Origin of the sequence: Salisaeta longa DSM 21114, assembly GCF_000419585.1 — a bacterium.
In the GTDB taxonomy this organism is placed as follows: Bacteria; Bacteroidota; Rhodothermia; order Rhodothermales; family Salinibacteraceae; genus Salisaeta; species Salisaeta longa.
This window is the reverse complement of record NZ_ATTH01000001.1, coordinates 2,487,737-2,508,094: the sequence shown is the minus strand read 5'-3', so window position 1 is coordinate 2,508,094 and position 20,358 is coordinate 2,487,737. Positions and strand designations below refer to the sequence as shown.

14 protein-coding genes are annotated in these 20,358 nt (G+C 65.0%); 8 read left to right on the top strand and 6 right to left on the bottom strand.

The genetic code is table 11. The annotated features are described in order from the left end of the window. Positions 1 to 7: 7 nt before the first annotated feature. Positions 8 to 1,576: a hypothetical protein gene (locus tag SALLO_RS0110440; RefSeq protein ID WP_022836252.1), complete on the bottom strand. Its 1,569-nt coding sequence runs from the start codon at positions 1,574 to 1,576 to the stop codon at positions 8 to 10. Between the two features lie 127 nt (positions 1,577 to 1,703). Between SALLO_RS0110440 and SALLO_RS16600 the strand changes: the two genes are divergently transcribed. After that, positions 1,704 to 2,198 carry a hypothetical protein gene (locus SALLO_RS16600; RefSeq protein ID WP_022836251.1) on the top strand — a complete coding sequence of 165 codons (495 nt, stop codon included), beginning with the start codon at positions 1,704 to 1,706 and terminating at the stop codon, positions 2,196 to 2,198. 80 nt (positions 2,199 to 2,278) lie between these two features. Here the strand turns inward: SALLO_RS16600 and SALLO_RS0110430 are convergent, their stop codons facing one another. Continuing rightward, positions 2,279 to 3,793 carry a M48 family metalloprotease gene (locus tag SALLO_RS0110430; RefSeq protein ID WP_022836250.1) on the bottom strand — a complete coding sequence of 505 codons (1,515 nt, stop codon included), beginning with the start codon at positions 3,791 to 3,793 and terminating at the stop codon, positions 2,279 to 2,281. Positions 3,794 to 3,871: 78 nt separating this feature from the next. Beyond that, the gene (recF, locus tag SALLO_RS16595; RefSeq protein ID WP_022836249.1) at positions 3,872 to 5,050 is read right to left on the bottom strand and encodes a DNA replication/repair protein RecF; all 1,179 of its coding nucleotides are present in this window, start codon (positions 5,048 to 5,050) and stop codon (positions 3,872 to 3,874) included. Between the two features lie 162 nt (positions 5,051 to 5,212). Between recF and SALLO_RS16590 the strand changes: the two genes are divergently transcribed. From SALLO_RS16590 to SALLO_RS16580, 4 genes are all read left to right on the top strand, one after another. Then, positions 5,213 to 6,784: a lytic transglycosylase domain-containing protein gene (locus tag SALLO_RS16590; protein ID WP_169577923.1), complete on the top strand. Its 1,572-nt coding sequence runs from the start codon at positions 5,213 to 5,215 to the stop codon at positions 6,782 to 6,784. Between the two features lie 32 nt (positions 6,785 to 6,816). Next, the gene (locus tag SALLO_RS16585; protein WP_022836248.1) at positions 6,817 to 7,539 is read left to right on the top strand and encodes an SDR family oxidoreductase; all 723 of its coding nucleotides are present in this window, start codon (positions 6,817 to 6,819) and stop codon (positions 7,537 to 7,539) included. Positions 7,540 to 7,973: 434 nt separating this feature from the next. Beyond that, complete coding sequence (mfd, locus tag SALLO_RS0110410; protein ID WP_028567142.1) at positions 7,974 to 11,348, top strand: transcription-repair coupling factor; 3,375 nt, start codon at positions 7,974 to 7,976, stop codon at positions 11,346 to 11,348. An 82-nt stretch (positions 11,349 to 11,430) separates the two neighbouring features. After that, positions 11,431 to 12,216 carry a hypothetical protein gene (locus tag SALLO_RS16580; RefSeq protein ID WP_022836246.1) on the top strand — a complete coding sequence of 262 codons (786 nt, stop codon included), beginning with the start codon at positions 11,431 to 11,433 and terminating at the stop codon, positions 12,214 to 12,216. Here the strand turns inward: SALLO_RS16580 and SALLO_RS16575 are convergent. The 3 genes from SALLO_RS16575 to SALLO_RS0110390 are packed head-to-tail and all read right to left on the bottom strand — an operon-like array spanning position 12,186 to position 15,251. Next, positions 12,186 to 12,884 (bottom strand): OmpA/MotB family protein, encoded by a 699-nt coding sequence (locus SALLO_RS16575; RefSeq protein ID WP_022836245.1) that lies wholly within the window; start codon positions 12,882 to 12,884, stop codon positions 12,186 to 12,188. The genes SALLO_RS16580 and SALLO_RS16575 overlap by 31 nt on opposite strands. A 4-nt stretch (positions 12,885 to 12,888) precedes the next feature. Continuing rightward, on the bottom strand, positions 12,889 to 13,794 hold the full coding sequence (locus SALLO_RS0110395) for a DUF368 domain-containing protein (RefSeq protein ID WP_022836244.1): 906 nt from the start codon (positions 13,792 to 13,794) through the stop codon (positions 12,889 to 12,891). A 41-nt stretch (positions 13,795 to 13,835) separates the two neighbouring features. After that, on the bottom strand, positions 13,836 to 15,251 hold the full coding sequence (locus tag SALLO_RS0110390; protein WP_022836243.1) for a tetratricopeptide repeat protein: 1,416 nt from the start codon (positions 15,249 to 15,251) through the stop codon (positions 13,836 to 13,838). A 228-nt stretch (positions 15,252 to 15,479) separates the two neighbouring features. Between SALLO_RS0110390 and tmk the strand changes: the two genes are divergently transcribed. The 3 genes from tmk (at position 15,480) to murQ (ending at position 20,244) form a co-directional block, all read left to right on the top strand. Beyond that, positions 15,480 to 16,088 (top strand): dTMP kinase, encoded by a 609-nt coding sequence (gene tmk / locus SALLO_RS0110385; protein WP_022836242.1) that lies wholly within the window; start codon positions 15,480 to 15,482, stop codon positions 16,086 to 16,088. A 433-nt stretch (positions 16,089 to 16,521) separates the two neighbouring features. Further along, positions 16,522 to 19,263 carry a CHAT domain-containing protein gene (locus SALLO_RS0110380; RefSeq protein ID WP_022836240.1) on the top strand — a complete coding sequence of 914 codons (2,742 nt, stop codon included), beginning with the start codon at positions 16,522 to 16,524 and terminating at the stop codon, positions 19,261 to 19,263. Between the two features lie 57 nt (positions 19,264 to 19,320). Next, complete coding sequence (gene murQ / locus SALLO_RS0110375; RefSeq protein WP_022836239.1) at positions 19,321 to 20,244, top strand: N-acetylmuramic acid 6-phosphate etherase; 924 nt, start codon at positions 19,321 to 19,323, stop codon at positions 20,242 to 20,244. Positions 20,245 to 20,358: the final 114 nt, after the last annotated feature.

Sequence of the window (20,358 nt, the reverse complement as noted above, 5' to 3'; positions counted from 1 at the left end):
GCAGCGCCTACAGAAAGCGCAGGAGCGTGAGCACGTATTCTGCAGACAGGCCGTAGTGCCACAGGACGGCGTACGCGGCGGCGCACCACAGCACCGGCGGGCTGAGCATACAGCAGGCGGCGACGAGTGTGCCCGGCGGCCGCGCCACCGCATGCACGTCGAGGGCCGCGCGTAGGCTGCCGCCGACGCCGGCCACCACGAAGCTGCCAGCCACGGCGCCAAACGCCAGTGGCGAAGCTGCGGGCGACTGCACCAACACGAGCACCGCGAGGAGCAAGAGCGCCGCCGGCCACAGGCTCCATGCCGTAGCCACCAGCGCCTGCCCGACGCCCAACCGCAGCGCGCCCCACCGCGTCACAAACGCGAGCAAGGCCGTCCAGCACACGATGCTAAGCGCGACGCCCCCTCCGGCCAGCAGGCCGACGAGGGCGGGGGCCTGCAACCACGCAACAAGCGACGACTGTAGGGGCTCGGCCACGCCACGCAGGACCCACGCGACGCCCCGATGCAGGTGCACCGCGTGGACGGTCCATGCCACGAAGGCGCCCGCGGCCAGCGCCATCCCTACCACCCACCATCCGTTGGCCGCACCTACTTGCACGCGACGATCTTGCAGGGCGTCCTGGAAGAAGCCGTGCGTCCAGAAGTAGCGCTCCAGCATGCGCGGCACCGACGCGTGGCGCGCGTAGAGCCAGCCGAAGCCGGCGATCCACACCCAGCCCAGCGCAATGATGACCCAGGCCAGCGCATCGGTGGTGGGCGCAGCGCGCGCGCCGAAGGCAAACGTGGTCTGCTGCCGGCGGGCCCATCCGCGAAGCACGCGGCCGCCGGGGTGGGGCACGCCCGACGCCGCATGGAGCCCGTAGCGGCGGAGCAGTCCGGGAAAGGCCGGATGCCGGTCGCTCCACCGGTACACAAACACCCACGTCTCGGCAGGCAGCGTCCCCGTCACGGCACGCAACGTGCGCTCCAGATACCGGGCTTGCCAGGCGCGCGTGTGCGGGACGCGCCAGCCCCCCGTCCGGTTGGGCGCGGCCCACGCGCCCACGGCCCCCAGCGCCACCGGCGTTTGTGCGGCGCGTTGCCAGGCCCGCCAGCGCGCCACTGGATCGGACAGGTCGCGCACGTCCAGCAGGTACCGGTCGATGCCTGACGCGGTGCAGCGCCGACCCGCCGGGCGAAGGGGCGTGACGAGGTACGCATCGCGCCCGGCGGCGTGTGCGCGGGCGGCCCATTGGCGCAGGGCCCGGCACGGCGCGGGCTGCGCGGCCACATCTGCGAGGGTAACGCCCACGGCCTGCACCGAGGCATGACGCGCCAGTCGACGCACCACGGCATCCGTCCACTGTGCCGGCGCAACGTCTACAAACAGCGCGAGCCCCAGTGTATCGGCCGCCTGCAGCACCGCCTCGGACGGCACATTGGTTAGGCGGAGGCCCGCGAGGCCGCTCCGATGTATCGCGCGCAGCGTGCGCTGGGCCGCTGCGGCATCGCGCGGCGGCGCCCATACCGTGCCCAGGCGCTGCCCAGCGACCGGCGACGCGATGGCCAATAGCACGAAAATACACGCCATCATGCGCCCCGCCTTGCAGGTCGGCCTTGACTTTCGCCGCTCCATCTTTATTTTAGCTGATGCGTATCACCGGGCGATTTCCCATGGAGGGCGATCGCGTATTTTTCCAAACGAACCACAATGCACCGCTATGAAACGACTGACACTTGTTACGTTTCTCGTTCTTCTGCTGGCTGGCACAGCCCCCACCGCTGATGCGCAGGTCACGCTCAAGGTAGGCCCCCGATTTGGGTACGATGTCGGTGACTTCGGCGAGCCCTTTATTGGCGCCGATGCCCGCTTTTCCTTCATTGCGCTCCCGTTTACCATCAACGCCACGTACGATTACTACTTCGTAGAAGACACCGGATCGATTGAAAACAACTTCTCGATGCTGTCGGCCAAAGCGCTCTTTTCGCTCCCTGGTGTTGTATTCAACCCGTACTTCGGCGCAGGGCCCACGGTCGCTTTTGCAAGCAGTAGAACTAGTGAATCGTATTTCGGCATCACCGCGGTAGGAGGCGCCGAGTTTAGCCTCGGGCTTATCACGCCGTTTGTGGAGTTTGGGTACACGGGACTGTTCGACACGCCGGCTGAAGCAAGCAACCCCGTGAATGTGAAGGGTGGCCTGCTGATTGGTTTCTAAACCGACGCACGCGCACGTGTCGATGCGTTAAGCAGCGGGCGGGCCGTTTTATCGGTACCGCCCGCTGCGCGTTTATGCGCTCAGCGCTGCGGGAGCTTCAACGGCTGGCTGGGCGCCACCACGGTCTCTAGCTGAATCTGGTTGATGATGGCCACATCATCTTCCGTCATGCCTTCCGGCAGCGAAAGATCACTCACGAATGTGCGAAACGGCGCCGAGCGGCCGGCCGGACGAATGGCCAACCGGTACGGCTGAATCGACAAGATGCGTTGGTCGGTGAGGCGATCAAACCCGCGCATGGTCTCCAAGAAAACCGGCTGGTACGTGTCGTACGTGGCGGCGGCCGTGATGCCCTTGAAGCCGAACACGGTGTCGTTGTACTCCAGAAAGTAGCCCAGCAGCCGGAGCATCTGGCCCTGTTGCGTTTGGCCTTCCAGCAGCACCTGCTGCGGATCGAAAGCGCCGTAGGGGTCGCGGTCGCGCCGCACCACCGTAACGCCCTGTTGCGCAGCGAACGAGTCGGCGGCGGCGGCCGTCGTGGGCGTGTTGTATCCGCCAAACAGGAGGTAAGCTTCCTGGCTGGGCGCTACCATGGCCACCTGCGCGGCCTGGTTAATCACCTGGTAGTTGGAGGGCACGGGAAAGCGGAACGCCATCTCCGGGTGGTAAAACGTGCCGTCGCGCACAAAGCCCTGCCGCGGATTCTTCCCCACCACGGTGCGCTCCAAGTTGTTGTAGTACTGGTCTTGGTCGACCGTCGTCATGGGCGTTTGGAGGCGTTGCTGCCAGGTATTGGCCAGCTGAACGATCTTATCTTCGCGGGCGCCGGGGTCGGGGTGGGTGGATTGCCAGGTGGGAATGGCCTGCGCGCTCTGCTGCTGAATGCGCTTCAGCGATTCGAAGAACTCGGCGCCTTCCGACGCCTTGTAACCGGCCATCGCGGCATACTCGACGCCCAGTTGATCGGCCTCCCGCTCGTTCTCGCGGCTGTAGCTGAGCGACAGAAGCTGCGCCGCCTGCCCGCCCAGCCCAAGGATCTGCTGTGCCGCCTGTCCGCCCAACACCTGTTGCCCCAGGATCGCCGTGCCCACCAGGCCAATCTGCATGAGCTGCTGGCGGGCGGCCTGCTCCGATGAGTGACGGGCCGCGACGTGCCCAATTTCGTGCCCCAGCACCACCGCGAGCTGTGCTTCGTTGTTGAGATGCGCCAGCAACCCACGGGTTACGTACACGTACCCGCCAGGCAGAGCAAAGGCATTGATGACTTCGCTGTCGAGGATGCGGAACGTAAACTCGGTGGTACGGAATTTTTGCGCGGTGCTTTCGCGGCGCATGTGGCTTACGGCCAGCACGTCGCGGGCCACCCTGTCGACGTAGGCTTGCAGCTCGTCGTCATCGTACACGCCGTACTGGCTCACAATCTGCTGATCGGCCTGCTGGCCCATTTGCAGCTCTTGCTGCCAGGTGTAGCCGTAGGCCCGGGTGTTGCCGGTTACGGGGTTGATGCCCGTGGTGCATCCGGTACTGCTTACGAGCCCGAGGCTCCCGATGAGCAGAATACAAAGCCAGCGTGCCGGGGGTGGTAGGTGGCGCATGATTACGTTGGGGTTTATGGACAAGCGTTGGAGACGCGACGGTCGTGAGTTGTAACCTGCACATCGCAGCGGCCACGGTCAAGCCGAATCGGGGGCCGTTGCAACAACATCAGAAGATACGCGGGCGCCGGACGAATCGCGGGCTACGTGAATGGCCTGGTGAGGGGGCGCGTCGAAGGAAAGGTGCGCGCGAAACGGGGCCACGTCGGTCGTTGTGATGAAGCTTTGCCCCACAACATCCGACTGCAGGAGCTCCAGAAACGCTGCCGTACGCGTGCTGTCGAGCTTTCCGAAGGCGTCGTCTAGCAACAAGAGCGGCGCGGTATCGAGCTGATCGCGCAGGTACAGGTACTGCGCCAGCTTTAACACCATGCCCACGGTGCGATGCTGCCCCTGCGAGCCGTAGCGCCGCACCTCTAGACCGTCCAGCCGAAACGTGATGTCGTCGCGTTGCGGCCCGGCCAACGTGGTGCCGCGCGACTGTTCGGCCTCCCACCGGCGGGCCAGCGTCTCGCGAAAGGCCGTCTCCACGTCATCGGTTGTGGGCGCATCGGGCAGGTCGCCTACGGTGTCGTAGGTGAAGCTGGGCCGCTCGGTGGCCTGCCCGATGTGGGCGTGGGCCTCGTCGAGATACGCGGCAAACGCATCGAGAAATTGTGCGCGCCGTTGGATGACCCGGCTGCCAAGCGTCACCACTTTGTCGGTCCACGGATCGAGCACGTCGGGCGGAGGCGATGAGGGGCGCTTTTTGTACTGCCGTAGCAGCTCGTTGCGCTGCCGGCGCGCGCGGTTGTACTGCATCACGTCGTTCATGTACACCGGGCGCGCCTGGCTCAGGATGTTGTTCAGAAAACGCCGCCGCTCGTCTGGCCCCCCGGCGGTCAGCTCGTAGTCATCGGGCGAGAACACAACCACCGGCAGCTGCCCCACGAGGTCGGCAAGCCGCTCGAGGGGCGCGCCATTCACAAACACCTGTTTCCCTTCGCTGGGCATGTAGACCAAGCGCACGGTCATGGGCTGCCGGCGCACGCCCGCAAACGTGCCCTCAACCTCAAAATGCGGAGCGTCTTTGCGGAGAGCATACCGGTCGTTGTGCACCAAAAAGCTCTGGGTGAGGCACACGTAGTGAATCGCCTCCAGCAGATTGGTTTTGCCTGCACCGTTAGGGCCCCAAATCACGTTGACGCCCGTTGCCCACGCCACCGACGTGTCGGTATGGGCGCGAAACGAACGGACACGAAGGGATTGAAGCAACATAAACAAGCGCTGTCGATCAGGGAAGCCCGGAGAGGACCCTACGAATCAGCCCTGCGGCGCGTTCGCCCGGCCCGTGCACCACAGGAACGGTTGCGCCCACCAAAAGGTACGGTAGCAGTGGTGTTCTTTTTTACACACTTCGTTAAGCCACGCCGTGGCTTTATGACTCGACGCTCGCTTGTCCTTTCAACGGCTTTGGTTGGATTGGGTGCGCTGGCGTTGTGGAATGCGGTGGCGCCGCCCGCGCAGCACCCCTCCTGGCACCACACCGGCGCAGCCGTAGCAGCCACCGCCGATACCCTCTCCGAGGCGCAAGCTCAGGCGGGCATCGAAGCGCTCTACACGGCCTACACGCGCATGCTGCGCGCCGAGCAGGACGCGCGCGTGCAAGCCAAACAGCACCACCTTCGCACGGCGCTCCAAGCCGTAGAGCGCCTCAAGCGCCACCCAGGCATGTTCGACCGGCCCCGCTTTCGCCAGATTGCCTACTTGCTCGCGCAGGAGTACACGCGGCAAACCGGTGCGCCCGACACGCTCTCTTTTCCGCACGGCACCATTTACGACCTGCGGCGCACGCTCTTTGCCTCCATGAACCAGGCGGCAACGCGGTACCCGCAGTTGAGCGAAACCCTCCCCTCAGGCATCATGGGCGAGCACACCACCATCCCCATGACCAAGCATCCGCTCGTGCAAGCCAGCATCGACTTTCTGCTCCGCTACGAGGAGCGCTACCTCCGCCCGTGGCAGCGACGTGCCGCCACCTACTTTCCGATGATTGAACATATCTTTGCGGCGGAGGGCGTCCCCGATGAACTGAAGTATTTAGCGGTGGTGGAGAGCGGGCTCGACCCGTTTGCACAAAGCCATGCCAAGGCTGCGGGCATGTGGCAGTTTATCGCCCCCACGGCGCGGTCGTACGGGCTGACGGTGACGCCCTGGGTGGATGAGCGGCGCGACCCCGAAAAGGCAACGCGCGCGGCGGCCCGCCACCTCAAAGACCTCTACCGCCTGTTTGGTGACTGGCACTTGGCCCTTGCGGGGTACAACTGCAGCCCGCGGGCCGTGCAGTATGCGCTGCGCAAGGCCCAAAAGCGCCTGGACCGCCCGCCTACGTTTTGGGACATCTACGACGACTTGCCCAAGGAGACGCGCAACTACGTGCCGTCGTTTATTGCGACGGCCCGCATCCTGTCGAACCCCGAGGCTTATGGCGTAACGCGCATCTCGGCAGGTCCGGCCTATGCTTTCGATTATGTCCCGCTGCGCACGTCGCTGCCCGTGCAGGTGCTTGCGCACTTGGCCAACATTCCCACCGAGCAGGTGCGCGCCCTGAACCCGGAGCTGCGCGGCGACTACCTGCCGCCCGTGCGCGAGGCGTACTATCTTCGCCTGCCGTATGGCACGTACGAACAGTTTGCCCAACACTACCAGCAGTTGCCGAAGGAAGTGCGTGATGCCCCAAGGACCCACACGTTAGACACGGGCGAAACGCTTGGGCACCTGGCCCGGCGGTATCAGGTGGAGCGGGCGGCGCTTCGGCCGGCATCGGACGCCGACACGTCGGTTACGCCCTTCGTGGGGCAGACGCTCACCCTGCCCGCGGCCCGCTACATTACTCCGCCGGGTGTTGACGGGCGCCACCGGCCCCTTCGCGTGCGGTACGGGCAGCGCAGCTCGCGCCTCTTGCAATCGTCCCACCAACTGGCGCATCTTTCACCGGCGACTGACGACTGACCGCTTGCTCTTTTCCCCTGGCTCCACGCTCCATGCCTGCTTCTTTCGCTACCGCTCTTATCACCGGCGCCAACCGCGGGGTTGGCTACGCGCTCGTGCATGCACTCGCACCACACGTCGACCATCTGTTTGCGGCGTGCCGATCGCCCGAGTCGGCGCACGACCTGCAGGCGGCGGTTGCTTCGCTTCCGGCGACCATCGACCTGCTCCCGCTGGACGTGACCGATCCGGCGCAGATCGACGCGGCCCGCGCGACGGTGGCGGCCACGGTAGATGGGCTGGACCTTCTGATTAACAACGCGGGCGTCGATGGGGGCGCTTCCGATGATGGATTTGGCGACGTTACGTTCGAGCGCATGACCCACACCCTGCAGGTGAACACCGTAGGCCCGCACCTGATGGCACAAGCGTTTGCCGACCTGCTGCGCCGCGCGCCGCATCCCCCGGCACGGCTCCTTAACATCACCTCGCAGCTAGGCTCCATTGCCAATACCAGCGGCGGCACGTGGCAGAGCTACAAGGTCAGCAAGGCGGGCCTCAACATGTGCACCCGGCTGCAGGCCGGTGCCTTTGACGCCGATGCCGTCATTGTCGCGTCGGTGCATCCCGGATGGGTCCAAACCGACATGGGCGGCCCCAACGCCCACCTCACGCCGGAGGCATCGGCCCAAGGTATCGTCGCCGTAGCGCAGGCCCTGACGCCTGATGATAGCGGGCGCTTCTTAACGCACGACGGCGAGACGTTGCCGTGGTAGCGCTCTCACCCTACGCGAAGCGCCACAGACGCCGCCTAGAACCCCGCTCCTAGCGCGCTAGCCCACTAGAGGCGTTTCACGTGAAACGAGCAGGGTTCTAGGCGCTGCCTGAACCCCACTTCGGAAGCGAAAATGACGAAGAACCATTGGTGGGGCAGAAGCTAGCCGGGGCCCGCTCCTCATCGGACGGCGGTCTAGGCTCCGCCCCGCCTCCGTCTAGGAAACCTCTAGGGAAAGGGGCCTTTGTTTCACGTGGAACGCTTTCCCTAGCACACGCGCGCTGTGTGCCGCCTTGGGCCTCGGCTTCCGGCGGCTAGCGCGCGCTGCGCGCTTTTTGCGAAACGGTCAGAATCTTGCAGCGACGCGTACCGTTCGGTACGGGGCAGCCGCAGCGCTGCCCTGCTTCCCGTACTTTCCGTTGATGCTATTTGCCTGTGTCTCTTTCCGACCTCCAGACGTCTGTTGCACAAACCCGCGGCGTGCAGCGTGCAATAGACTGGGCGAAAGCGCGCACCGATGCCTTGTGCCTTGACGTCACCAACGCCGCCGGCTCGCTGCCCGCGTTTGTCCTGAGCCGCCTGGGCCGCACCCGCCGCCCCGTCGTGTGCCTCATGCCCGACGAGGACGCTGCGGCCTACCTGCAAAGCGATTTGGAGCAGCTCGCCCCCGCAGCGGCTGCGGTGCGCCGCTTCCCCGCCACCCACCGCGCGCCCTACGACGACGAACGCATCGACGAGAGCACGCCGCTCATCGAGCGGGCCGACGTGCTGCAACAGCTCACCGAAGGCTTTACGGGGCTCTTGGTCACCAGCGCTCCTGCCCTGGCCGAGCGCGTGCCCCCCGCTTCGGCCGTCTCCACCGAAACGTTTGCGGTCTCCAAGGGCGAAACCTTCGACCCCGAGGCGCTCATCGAACGACTCGTCGATCAGGGCTTCCGGCGGGTCGAGTTTGTGGAGGCGCCCGGCGACCTCGCGCACCGCGGCGGCATCATCGACGTCTTTCCCTTTGCCGGCGAGTACCCGGTGCGCATCGAGTTTTTTGGAGACGAGATTGACGGCCTCCGCGAGTTCGATCCGGCCACGCAGCGCTCGGTGAGCCAGCTCAACACGGCGCGCTTGGTCCCCAACCTGGAGCGCGACGACGACCACACCACCGCCGTGCCGCTGTTCGACTACCTGCCAGACAACACCCTGCTTGCGGTGTTCGACGAGGCCCACCTGCTGGAAGCGAGCGCGTCGTTTTTTACGAAGGCCCTAAAGGCCCACAGCAAAGCAACAACCGCAGCCGACGACAAAGGCGAGGAGGCCCCTCCGCCCCCCGAGGCCCGCTATCTTTCGCGCAACGACCTTGCTGCGGCCCTGCAGCGCTTTCCGCGCCTGCGCTTTGGGCCGCTCAGCACCGCCCCGGCCGACGAAACGGTTGACCTGGACGCCGCTCCGCAGCCCTCGTTCAACAGTACCATGGACCTCCTGCGCGAGCGCCTGCAGGAGAACCGCGCACGCGACCTGCAAACGTTCATCCTGTGCGACAGCCACGGGCAGGCCGCGCGCCTGCGCGACTTGCTGGAAACCGACATCGACCACGGCCGCGCCCGCCTGCAGGTGGACACGCTCCACGAAGGCTTTGAGCTGCCCAGCGCCGGCCTCGCGGTGTACACCGACCATCAAATCTTTAACCGCTACCACCGCCCTTCCACCAAAAATCGGAAAAAGTACCAGGGCGGCCTCACCGTACGGGAGATCAAAAACCTGAACCCCGGCGACTTCGTCGTGCACGTCGATTACGGCATTGGCCGGTTCGCGGGCATGAAGAAGATTACCGTGCGCAACAAGACGCAAGAGGCCGTGCGCCTCAACTTTGCCGACGACGACGTACTGTACCTGAACGTCAACGCGCTGCACAAGCTCAACAAATACACCGGCAAGGAGGGCCACCACCCGCGCCTGACGAAGCTGGGCACCGGGCAGTGGGAGCGCACCAAGGCGCGCACCAAGAAAAAGGTGAAGAAGGTGGCGCGCGACCTCATCAAGCTCTACGCCAAACGGAAAGCAAGCGACGGGTTTGCGTTTTCGTCGGATACGGTGTGGCAGCGCGAGCTGGAGGCGAGCTTCGCGTTTGAGGATACGCCCGACCAGGCCGCGGCCGCCGAGGCGGTGAAGCGCGACATGGAAGAGCCCGTGCCGATGGACCGGCTGGTGTGTGGCGATGTGGGCTTCGGGAAGACGGAAGTGGCCGTGCGCGCTGCTTTCAAAGCCGCCCAAGACGGCAAGCAGGTGGCCGTACTGGTGCCCACTACCATCCTGGCGCAGCAGCACTACGAAACGTTCCGCGAGCGCATGGACCGCTACCCGGTAACGGTAGACGTCATCTCGCGCTTTCGCACCAAAAAGGAGCAGCGCGACATCCTGAAGCGGCTGGAGCAGGGCAGCCTCGACATCCTAATTGGCACGCACCGCCTGGCCTCCGACGACATCACCTTCAACGACCTGGGCCTGCTCGTCATTGACGAGGAGCAGCGCTTTGGCGTAAAGACGAAAGAAGCACTGCGCAAGGTGCGCGAGTCGGTGGATACGCTCACGCTCACGGCTACGCCCATCCCGCGCACGCTGCAGTTCTCGCTGCTCGGGGCGCGCGACCTGTCCATCATTAGCACGCCGCCCCCCAACCGGCAGCCCATCACCACCGAAATCCACACCTTTAACGAAGACCTTGTGCGCGACGCGCTGGTGTACGAGCTAAGCCGCGGCGGGCAGGTGTTCTTCATCCACAACCGCGTAAAAACCATCGACGAGATTGCTGCCATGGTGCGCGGCATGGTGCCCGGCGCCCGCGTGCGGGTGGGGCACGGCCAAATGAGCGGCCGCAAGCTGGAGCGCGTCATGACCGATTTTGTGGAGAAAAAGTACGATGTGCTGGTATCGACCTCGATTATCGAAAACGGGCTCGACATCTCCAACGCCAACACGATGATCATCAACCGGGCCGACCACTTCGGCCTCTCGGAGCTGCACCAGCTACGCGGCCGCGTGGGCCGCTCGCAGCGCAAGGCCTTCTGCTACCTGCTCGTGCCGTCCATCCACAGCCTCACCGACGACGCACGCAAGCGCCTGAAGGCCGTTGAGGAGTTCAGCGACCTGGGCAGCGGCTTTAGCTTGGCCATGCGCGACCTCGACATCCGCGGCGCGGGCTCGCTGCTGGGCGCCGAGCAAAGCGGCTTCATTGAAGATGTGGGCTACGAGACGTATCACAAAATTCTGGACGATGCCATCAAAGAGCTGCGGCAACAGGAGTTTGCCGACGTGTTTGACGGCGACACCGTGCCGCCCGGCCCCGAAACAGCGGTGGACGTGGAGGAGGATGCGTACATCCCAAACGACTACCTGTCGAACAACGTCGAGCGCCTCAACCTCTACCGGCGCATCAGCAATGCCGAGGACGCCGAAGCCCTCCAGGACCTACGCGCCGAAATGGTGGACCGCTTTGGCCCGATGCCATCCGCCGTTGAGCACCTCTTTACCGCCGCCCGCCTGCGCCTCGTGGGGCAAGCCCTGCGCCTGCCCAAGGTGCTGTACAAAAACGAGCGCCTCTTCCTCTACCTGCCCAGCGAGTCGGCCGATCCGTACTTTTACGAGCACCGCTTCAAAGATCTGCTGGAGCGCCTCACCGGCCTGGAGCGCCGCTTTGTGCTCAAGGACCAACAAGACAAGGGCCTCACGCGTGCCATCGTGCAGAACGTGCCCACGCTCGATGCCGCCCTGGACGTCCTTCGCACCCTGCACGAAGCCCCCGAAGCTGTGACGGCTACGTGACGCATCTGCACATTACGTGCAAATGACGGGCGCGCTTTGTACCATGCAATGCGCTGGCCCATCATCATGCACCGGGATCCTCATGACGTATAGCCTTCGTCTGTTTGCCTCGTTATCGTGTGCGCTCCTTCTGCTGGGGGGCTGTGGCTCGTCGAACAATGCGTTTCAGGTGGATCCGGGCGACATGGCCAGCCGGTTCATATCCACCGAAAGCGAGCACGACCATCACCCCGACTCGCTCACTGCGGTGCGGTTTATTCCGAAAGAGCAGCAACTCAAGGTGGAAATTGACCCCAGCTACAGCGCCTTGATGCGCTCGTGGTCAGCCGCGCCGCAAAATGTAGGCTCCGGACGATCGAACCTGCAGTACACCTACGCGACGTTCTGGAGCTTAGATCTCGTCATGGGATCGCTAGTCGCCAACATGGGCATCCAGAGCCTCACCAAGGACCGCGCCCGCCAGCTGATTGCCCGTCAACGCAAGCAGTACGTTCAAACGCTGCGCATCGACCTGTACCTGTTTGGCACAACCACCGTGCTTTCGAATGCGTCGTCGTTCATTCGGCTGGAAACCGGCGATGGCTCGTACCGGCCGGCCCGCGTTGAATACGGTCCGCTACGCGAGGCCTTCGTACCCGGCGCCAACACGGTGCTCTACCGGCAGCACACGTACTACTTTACGCGCGAGGTAAAAGGCCAAGACCTCTTGCAGGATACCGACGGGGTCGAGCTCGAAATTCGCCCCAGCGCGTCCACGGCCGAGCTTCGCTTTCAGTGGACGTGGCCGAACCCGGGCCCCGATGGCAGCGCGCAGCGTCGCCCGCGTGATCCGGTAGGCTACCACGCCAGTTCAAACGGCCGCGAATAGGTTTGCGGCTCAGGGAGCACCGCCACGCGAATGCGTCGGTTGCGCGCGCGGCCCCCGGCGGTCATGTTGCTGGCCCGGGGATGGGTAGCGCCAAAGGCCACCACGACGAAGCGATTTCGTGGCACGTTGCCCAGCGCCTGCAACGCCTGCACCACCTGCGTCGCGTGGGCGGCGGTTTGCATCCAGTGCGATCCGTAGCGGGTCGTATCGAACGGAGCATCGGCCGTGTAGCCCTCCACCCGAATCGTCTGCCCCGGATAGGTTTGGCGCAGCTGCAGCGCGATGTCTTGCAGGCGGGTGCGTGCCGCGGCCGTGAGCGCCAGCGAGTCTGCAAACAGCTCATCGGTGGGAAGCACCGCGACCGTCTGCCCGCCCTCGCGCAGGAGGTCGAGCTCGTACGCCATGCGGGTGGTCTGATCCCGCAGCACGCGCACCGTCCGAAACACCTTGCCCGACTCCGCCGCCCGGTAGGCCGCCAGCGAATCCTGCAGCATGCGCTGTTCGGCCCGTAGCGCCGCGATGTACGCGCGCATCGAGTCGGGCGTTGAGGGCACGGGCTGCGCCACCGGATCGTCCGATGGCACCGTGGCCGCCGGCGCACTTCCGCCACACCCCACAAGGCACAGCCCGATCAGTATTGCCCAGCACCCGGCGCGGACGAACGACATACGTTTACTTGGCGACCGTTGAGACAGGCGAGGAGGAGCGCTGGACGCTGTACCACGTGAGCGCCCCCACGAAGGCCGCGCCAGCAAGCGCGAGGAGCGCGACCGACGCCACGGGATCGCCGGGGCCGGGCCATTGCAGCGCGCGCTGCGGGGTGGTGTAGGGCCATAGCGCACGGAGCGCGCCAACCATGAGTCCGAGGAGCGCGGCCATCGTGCCGTCGTGGATCGTGCGCAGCAACCACTGCAGCAACGTGGCGAATGCGGAGAGGCCCAGCCCGGCGCCCGCAGCAAAAACCGCGAGGTACACCAGATCGAAGGTGTTGATGGCTCCGAGCGTCGCTTCGTACAACCCCAACACCTTCAGCAGAAAGGCCCCGCTGACGCCCGGCAGAATCATGGCGCAAATGGCACTGGCTGCGGAAACAAAGACGCGCACCATGCCCGGATCTTCGGCCATGCCCACGGCCGGAAGCCCCGTGAAGTAGAACGCAGCGATCGCAAAGACAAGTGCGATCAGGCCGTGCCGCCACGTGTGCTGCTCCATCCGCAAGGCCGGAATGGCAATCGACGCCCCAACCAGGCCCAGGAACAGGCCCTGCATTTGGGCCGGATACGCGTTCAGGAGCGGCGGGATGATTTGGGCGCCCAGCACGAGGGCCCCCCCGATGCCCGCGCCCAACGGAAGGATAAGCCGCCACTCGATGGCCTGCCACTGCGCCCGGCGCTCGGCCGGGGCCCCGCGGAGGAGCGCCAGCGCCCATCGTGCCGCATGACTGATGGCTGCTACGAGGCGTTCGTAAACGCCCACGATAAGGGCCATGGTGCCCCCGCTAACGCCCGGGATGATATCGGCCCCGCCCATTAAAAAGCCCTGGGCGACGTGGCGAAGGATGGTGCGAATTGGAGGCATGCGCGTGCGAATAGAAAACGGAAATGCGAACAGGCAAGCAGCTACGAAGGGTCAAGTCCCAACTCGCGGCGCGCCCAGTCATCGTAGTACAAATCGGGATACGTGCGGCGAATTTCTTCTTTTTGCGCCGGATCGAGGCGAATTGCCTTCTTGAGGCACCGAATGGTTTCGTGGGCGCGTCCCAGCGCCATCAGCGCGCGGGCCTGCCGTACGTACGTGCTCGCGCTCTCCGGGGCCAACGCCAGGGCCTGCTGGTAGGCTTTCAGGGCCTCCTCGGCGTGGCGCGTGGCAAGCAGCGCCTCGGCATAACCCACCCATGCGTTGTTATTTTCCGGCTCCAGCTGCACAGCATTATGATACGCCTCTACCGCGTCCTCCATGCGGCCCATCGTAAAGCAGCAATCGGCCTTGGCGTGCCAAAACTTGGCGCGCTCGGTATCGAGGCGCAGCGCGCGGTTGAAGCAGTCCAGCGCATCGGAAAGCTGCTCATCGCTCTCGTAGCAGCAGCCCAGCCCGTACCACGCCTGCGCGTACCCGGGCTCCTCATTCAGGGCCCGCTCGTAATAATCGCGGGCGATCTGCACGCTGCCCAGCTCCTCAAACGCGAGCGCGATGTTGTAGAACGTCGCCGCATCGGGCCCTTCCAGCTCCAGCACCTGCCGGTAGCTGTCGATGGCCGCCTCCAGCTGTCCGGCATTGGCTTGCGCGTTGCCGCAGTTGTAGTGGGCCGAAGCGAAATCGTCCTGAATGGCCAATGCCATTTCGTAGGACGCGATGGCATCCTCGTAGCGGCCCATCCGGTTCAAAACGATGCCGCGGTTGTACCAGGCATCCTGCGAGTACGGCTCAACGTCCAGATGTTTGTCGTAGGCCGCCACGCTGTCCGCATCGTTCGAGAGGCGGTCGTGGCAGTAGCCCAGCTCGTACCACACCTCCGGATGCTCCGGCTGCACCTCGGCACATGCCTCAAACGCCGCAATGGCCTGCGCCAGCTGCCCGTCGCGTTCCAACGTCACGCCCTTATTGAACAGCGCTTCGCTGTGGCGCGGATTGATGGCGAGGGCCGCGTCGTACGCCTCGATGGCGTCGGCCACGGCCCCCAGGCTGTCCAGCGTAATGCCACGGTTGATGAGCGTCTCCGGATCGGTCGGGTTCAGCGCGAGCGCCTCGTCGTAGGCTTCCAGCGCCTCCTGCGGGCGCCCCATCGTGCTCAGCAAGATGCCGCGGCGCATCCACGCATCCGACGCACACGGGTGCTCTTCAAGCAAACGATCGATGACCACGAGGGCATCGTGCAGGTGGCCATTCTCGAAGTAGTAGGTGGCGATATGCTCAAGCTGTACCGAATCGAAGTACCCCCCTCCATCTTCTGCTTCATACGCGTCCACAAGATCCCGCAGGTGCTGCTCGTGCTCGGAATCGTCGAAGTCGTTGAAGTCAAAGTCGAACGTGCTCATGGGCTCGTCGCGGGCTGTTCTCCAAGGTTCGCAGCGGTGCGTGGCCTGTGCAAACGCAACATCGACGCACGTTGCTCCTATGATAGCTCCTGTAAATTAAGAACGTAGACGCGGGATTTGCAAGTTTGTCAAGGGCCTCCGCGTTATGTTTTCTGCAACGATACCGTCCCACCGCGCCCTACAGCGCTTTTTCGCCGCTCGGCTCAGTCATTTGGCTTGCCCCTTTGCATGTTGATCTCGTTTGAAGGCATTGATGGAAGCGGAAAAAGCACACAGGTGCAGCGCCTTGTACAGCGCCTTCAGGCGGAAGGCCACGACCCGTTAGTTGTTCGGGAGCCGGGCGGAACGCCAATTTCGGAGCGCATTCGAACGCTTTTACTTGATGAATCTTCGGATATTGTTCCGAAAGCCGAGTTGCTTCTCTTCTCCGCCGCTCGCGCCCAGCTCGTAGAGCAGCGCATTCGTCCGGCCCTTGCCGCCGGACGCCTGGTCGTCTGCGATCGGTTTTACGACTCCTCGACGGCGTATCAGGGCGGCGGCCGCGCCTTGTTCGACGAGGACTGGCTGGAGGACTTTCACCGGCACGTTACCGGCGGACTCACGCCGCACCGTACGTACTGGCTGGCCCTTCCGCCCGACGCGGCCCGCGCGCGGCGCGCCCACACGCCCGACCGCATGGAGGCCGCCGCGAACGGCTTCCAAGCCCGCGTGGCCGCCGCCTACGAGCGCCTGGCCCAACGCCATCCGGCGCGCATCAAACGCCTCGATGCCACGCGCCCGCCGGAGGCCCTGCATAAGGCCATCTGGCGCGACGTGTGCGCCCTGCTTGCTCGTTAAGGTAGCTTCTTTCTGTAGCGGTACCCGGTAGCGAAGCCTCCGGGACGCGCACGGTGCTGCATAGGCCCTCCATACGCGGGCGGGCCTCGGTTGCATACAGGCGCTCGATACCGTACACTACGGCTGTATCCTACCGCGCCGCGTGTCCACTAGCGCGCAGCGCTTTGATCTTCTTCCCCCACCTGACTGTCGCCATCGTCTGGGTCTGGCTCAATCGGCATAGGGTCATCAGGATCCTCCGTGCAGCCGAGGCCCCCGGTATAGAGCGGGCCGGCGCAATGGCAGGCGCGAAGCGATGCGTATTGCTTGTCAATCAACATGGGTTAACGGTTGGCAGCTTGAAAAGAAGGGTGATGTGCAACCGAGCGGACACAACCGGAAAGACATCCGCTGCACCGTAGCATTGTAGTGCCCCAAACATCACGAAGTTTCAATGATTATCGCGCTTCTCGTTGCGCTCAGTAGTTTGGTGGGCCTTCCGCAAGAGGCCTGCACCCGGTTGCACCAGCACGCGGAGCAGATGGCCGATACGTCATTGGTTCCCTTTTCGGACATCGGGCGCCGGTTGACGACACCTGAGCGACGCGCGCACCAGCGCACCCTTCAGGCAATACGGAAGGCCCAGCGCTGTTATCGCGCGCGGCCCACACGGTCATGGAACGCGCTGGTCGAGCAAGTGCGGAACGAGCTGCATGCCCTCACGGCGTTGCACCAATACGATGCGGCGCAGCAGCGTCTCGACGCGTTCATTCAATCCGCCGGCGCATCGCTCGATTCCCTGACAATCGCCAACCAGTACCGGATGCTGGGGTACATCAACAACGTAGCCGGGCGCTACATGCAAGCGGCCTCAAATTACGCACAGGCGATTGACGTCCTTCCCCGTACGTCCCAGGGGCAGGTGCTACGCGCCGGACGGCTGTACGACCTGAGCACGTCGCTTCGGCAAATGGGAGACAACGAGACGGCGCTGCGCATGCTTCAACGAGCCCGCGCAGCGCTACAAGATGCGCCCCCAAGCGGCTTGCACAGGCGCACGCGGACGTACGTCGTGAGTGGCTATGCCCATACGCTGTTGGACCTTGAGCAACGAGCATCTTTGCTCGGGATGTCTGCTGATACGCTTTTGAACCGCGCGCAACGGGCCCTCGACACCCTCAAAGTGCTCTATGAAAAGCGCGGCGACACGCGAGGGCTGGTGCGCTACCATCAGCGCAGTGTCGACGCCGCGATGGCGCGCAGTCAATGGGATCTTGCCCGCCGGCACCTAACCCAGGCCGATGCGCTCTTGCCCGTGCCCGGGCACCCGGAGCTGCGCGTCCGTCAGCTGTACTGGTGGGGCACGTGGCACCGCGAGATGGGATACTACGACGGCGCCGCGCAGACCTACGCCGCTGCGCTTACCGCCGCCGATTCGTTGTACCCCGGCATGCGGCCCTACATTTTGCGCGGGCTTGGCGCGCTATATGCCAGTCAAGGCCGCTGGGCGCAGGCGGCAACGGCCTACCGCCGGGGCCTCTCCGTTTTGGAAGCAGAACGACAGCAGTGGGCCGCCTCGGAGTGGGGCAGCATCCGCACCACAACGGAGCAAGGACTGACGCGGGGGCTCTACCGGGCGCTCATCGCCCAGGACAGCACGTGGCGCGCCTTCCGTGTAATTGCTGAAAGCCGCGGGCGGCATCTCCAGAACCTCCAGACGAGCGCACGGCTTATCACGCAGTTCTCGGCCCGCAAGCGCATGCGCTACGACAGCCTTACGCGCCAGGTGACGGCCCTCCGCACGAAACAGGCCCATCAAGGCGCCACCGTTGCGCGACAAAGCGCCATCACGCAGGCGCTTGCCGAACGCGCACAACTGCTCCAACTGCCCAACCGAAACGCTACGCTGAGCCGGAAGGCGCTGCAAGCCTCGCTACCTGCTGATGGCGCGCTGCTCTCGTATGTGTTAGATGCCGACACCAGCCGGTGGTCGCGCGTGTTTGTGGTCACGCCGGATACGTTCCGGGCGCTTCCGGTGGCCGCCACCCGTTCGTCGGTCGATCGCCTGATACGGCGCGTGTCGCCGTTGTTTGAGCAGAAGCAGAGCGCTGCTGTGGGCCTCAACGACGTTCATTTCGATCTCCGCCCGCTGCACGCGCTGTACCAAACGCTCGCTGCCCCCGCCCTCCGCCACTTGCCCGTCGGCACCACGCTGACGGTGGTGCCCGATGGCCCGCTGCAGCGCATTCCCTTTGGCATCTTGGTAACCGAGCCCCCCACCAACCGGTTTGCCTACGCGGCGGCCACTTTTTTAACGGAGCGCCACCCCACCGCGCGGGCCGTGGGGGCATCGTTTGTGCAGCGCGACACCGCCACACAAACGCGTAGCACACGCCCCGACATCGCCGCCTTCGGACTCTCGACCTTCGGCCAGCGCATGCTGCCGCAGGTCCTTCGCATCGTCTACGCCGACTCAACCGAGCGCAGCATCCGGCTGGCCGCGCTCCCGGGCGTGCGACGCGAGATTGACATGCTCCGCACGCTGTTTTCCTCGGGCCCCGTGCAGCACGGGCCCGGCGTCACCGAGCAAACCGTACTAAACCAGTGGGGCCGCTCCGACATCCTGCACATTGCCACGCACACGCTGCTGCACCCCACACAGTCCATCTACAACACGTTTGTGCTAAGCGCATCGGCGCGCGATTCCAGCGACGGCTACCTCTTTTTGCACGAACTGAACCGCCGCGCGGCCACGCAGCCGCTGGTGTACCTGAGCGGCTGCGGAACGGCCCAGGGCCCCCAGCGCGTGGGCGCGTCTGCGCAGGGGCTGCAGTACGCGTTTCGTGCCATGGGCGCGGAGGCCACCGTGGCCACGCTCTGGTCGCTCGATGATCGTACGGCGCAGCGCATGAGCCAGCGATTTTACGAGGCGCTGCAGGACGGCGCCTCAAAACCCGAAGCGCTGCAACAAGCCCGCAGTGCCCTGCTGCAAAAGCACCCCGACCGCGCGAGCCCGTTTTATTGGGGCGCCACCGTACTGTACGGCAACCCGCGACCCCTCGCCCTCCGCGCGGCGCCCACGCGCTTTTCCCTGTGGCAACTCACCGGACTGCTTGCCCTGCTAAGCGTGGTGGGATGGGGGCTGTGGCAGGTGCGCGCCCACCGCCGGCGCCCGCGCCCGTCCGGAACGTCTTGAGCACGTCGCCCTTATGCGCGGCGCCCGCCCTCCCCCAAACCACTGCCTCGCCTCCGCATGGCCGCCTCGCCCGACCTTTTCGACCGCCTGCAGCAGCTCGCCACCGAACAGCGCAACCCGCACTCGGCCGCCATCGACACCGCATCGGTGGAGGAAATCTTGCACATCATCAACACCGAAGACCACCGCGTGCCCATCGCGGTGCGCCGCGAGATTCCGCACATTGCCGCCGCGGTGCGCCGCATCGTCGATGCGTTTGCGCAGGGCGGCCGCCTGCTCTATGTGGGCGCCGGCACCAGCGGACGCCTCGGCGTGGTGGATGCCTCCGAGTGCCCGCCCACCTTTGGCACCGATCCGGCGCTTGTGCAAGGCATCATTGCCGGGGGGCGGTCGGCCGTCTTTCAATCGCAAGAAGGCGCCGAAGACGAACCCGCAGGCGGCGCACAGGCCCTCGATAACCACGACATATCGGCGGCCGATGTGGTGTGCGGCATCGCCTCCAGCGGACGCACGCCTTTTGTGGTGGGCGCGCTCGATCATGCGCGGGCGCTGGGCGCCGACACCCTGCTCGTAACCACCGTTCCGCGCGCGAGCCTCGACGTAACGGTGGACGTGGCCATCTGCCCGGTGGTGGGGCCCGAGGTCATCATGGGCTCGACGCGGATGAAGAGCGGCACCGCCCAAAAGCTCGTGCTGAACATGCTCACGACGGCCGCGATGATTCGGCGCGGCAAGGTGTACCAAAACATGATGGTCGACCTGCAGCGCACCAGCGAAAAGCTCGTGCAGCGGGCGGTGCGCACGGTGGTAATGGTGACCGGCGCCGACCGCGCCACGGCCGAGGCCACCCTCGACGCCTGCGACGGCCACGTCAAAACGGCGCTCGTCATGCTCCTGGCCGGCGTCGATGCCGATGCGGCCCGCGCCCGGCTCGCCCGCGCCGATGGCTTTGTGCGCCACGCGCTTCAGGATGAGGCCTAACGGTTTGCCAGACCTCGTTCGTTGAAGAATGGCTCCAACGCCGCCGCAGAAATGACTCGCCGGTCGTCCCTTCACCAATCACGGAACGCCGGTGCTGGGCGGTCGATCTATGCC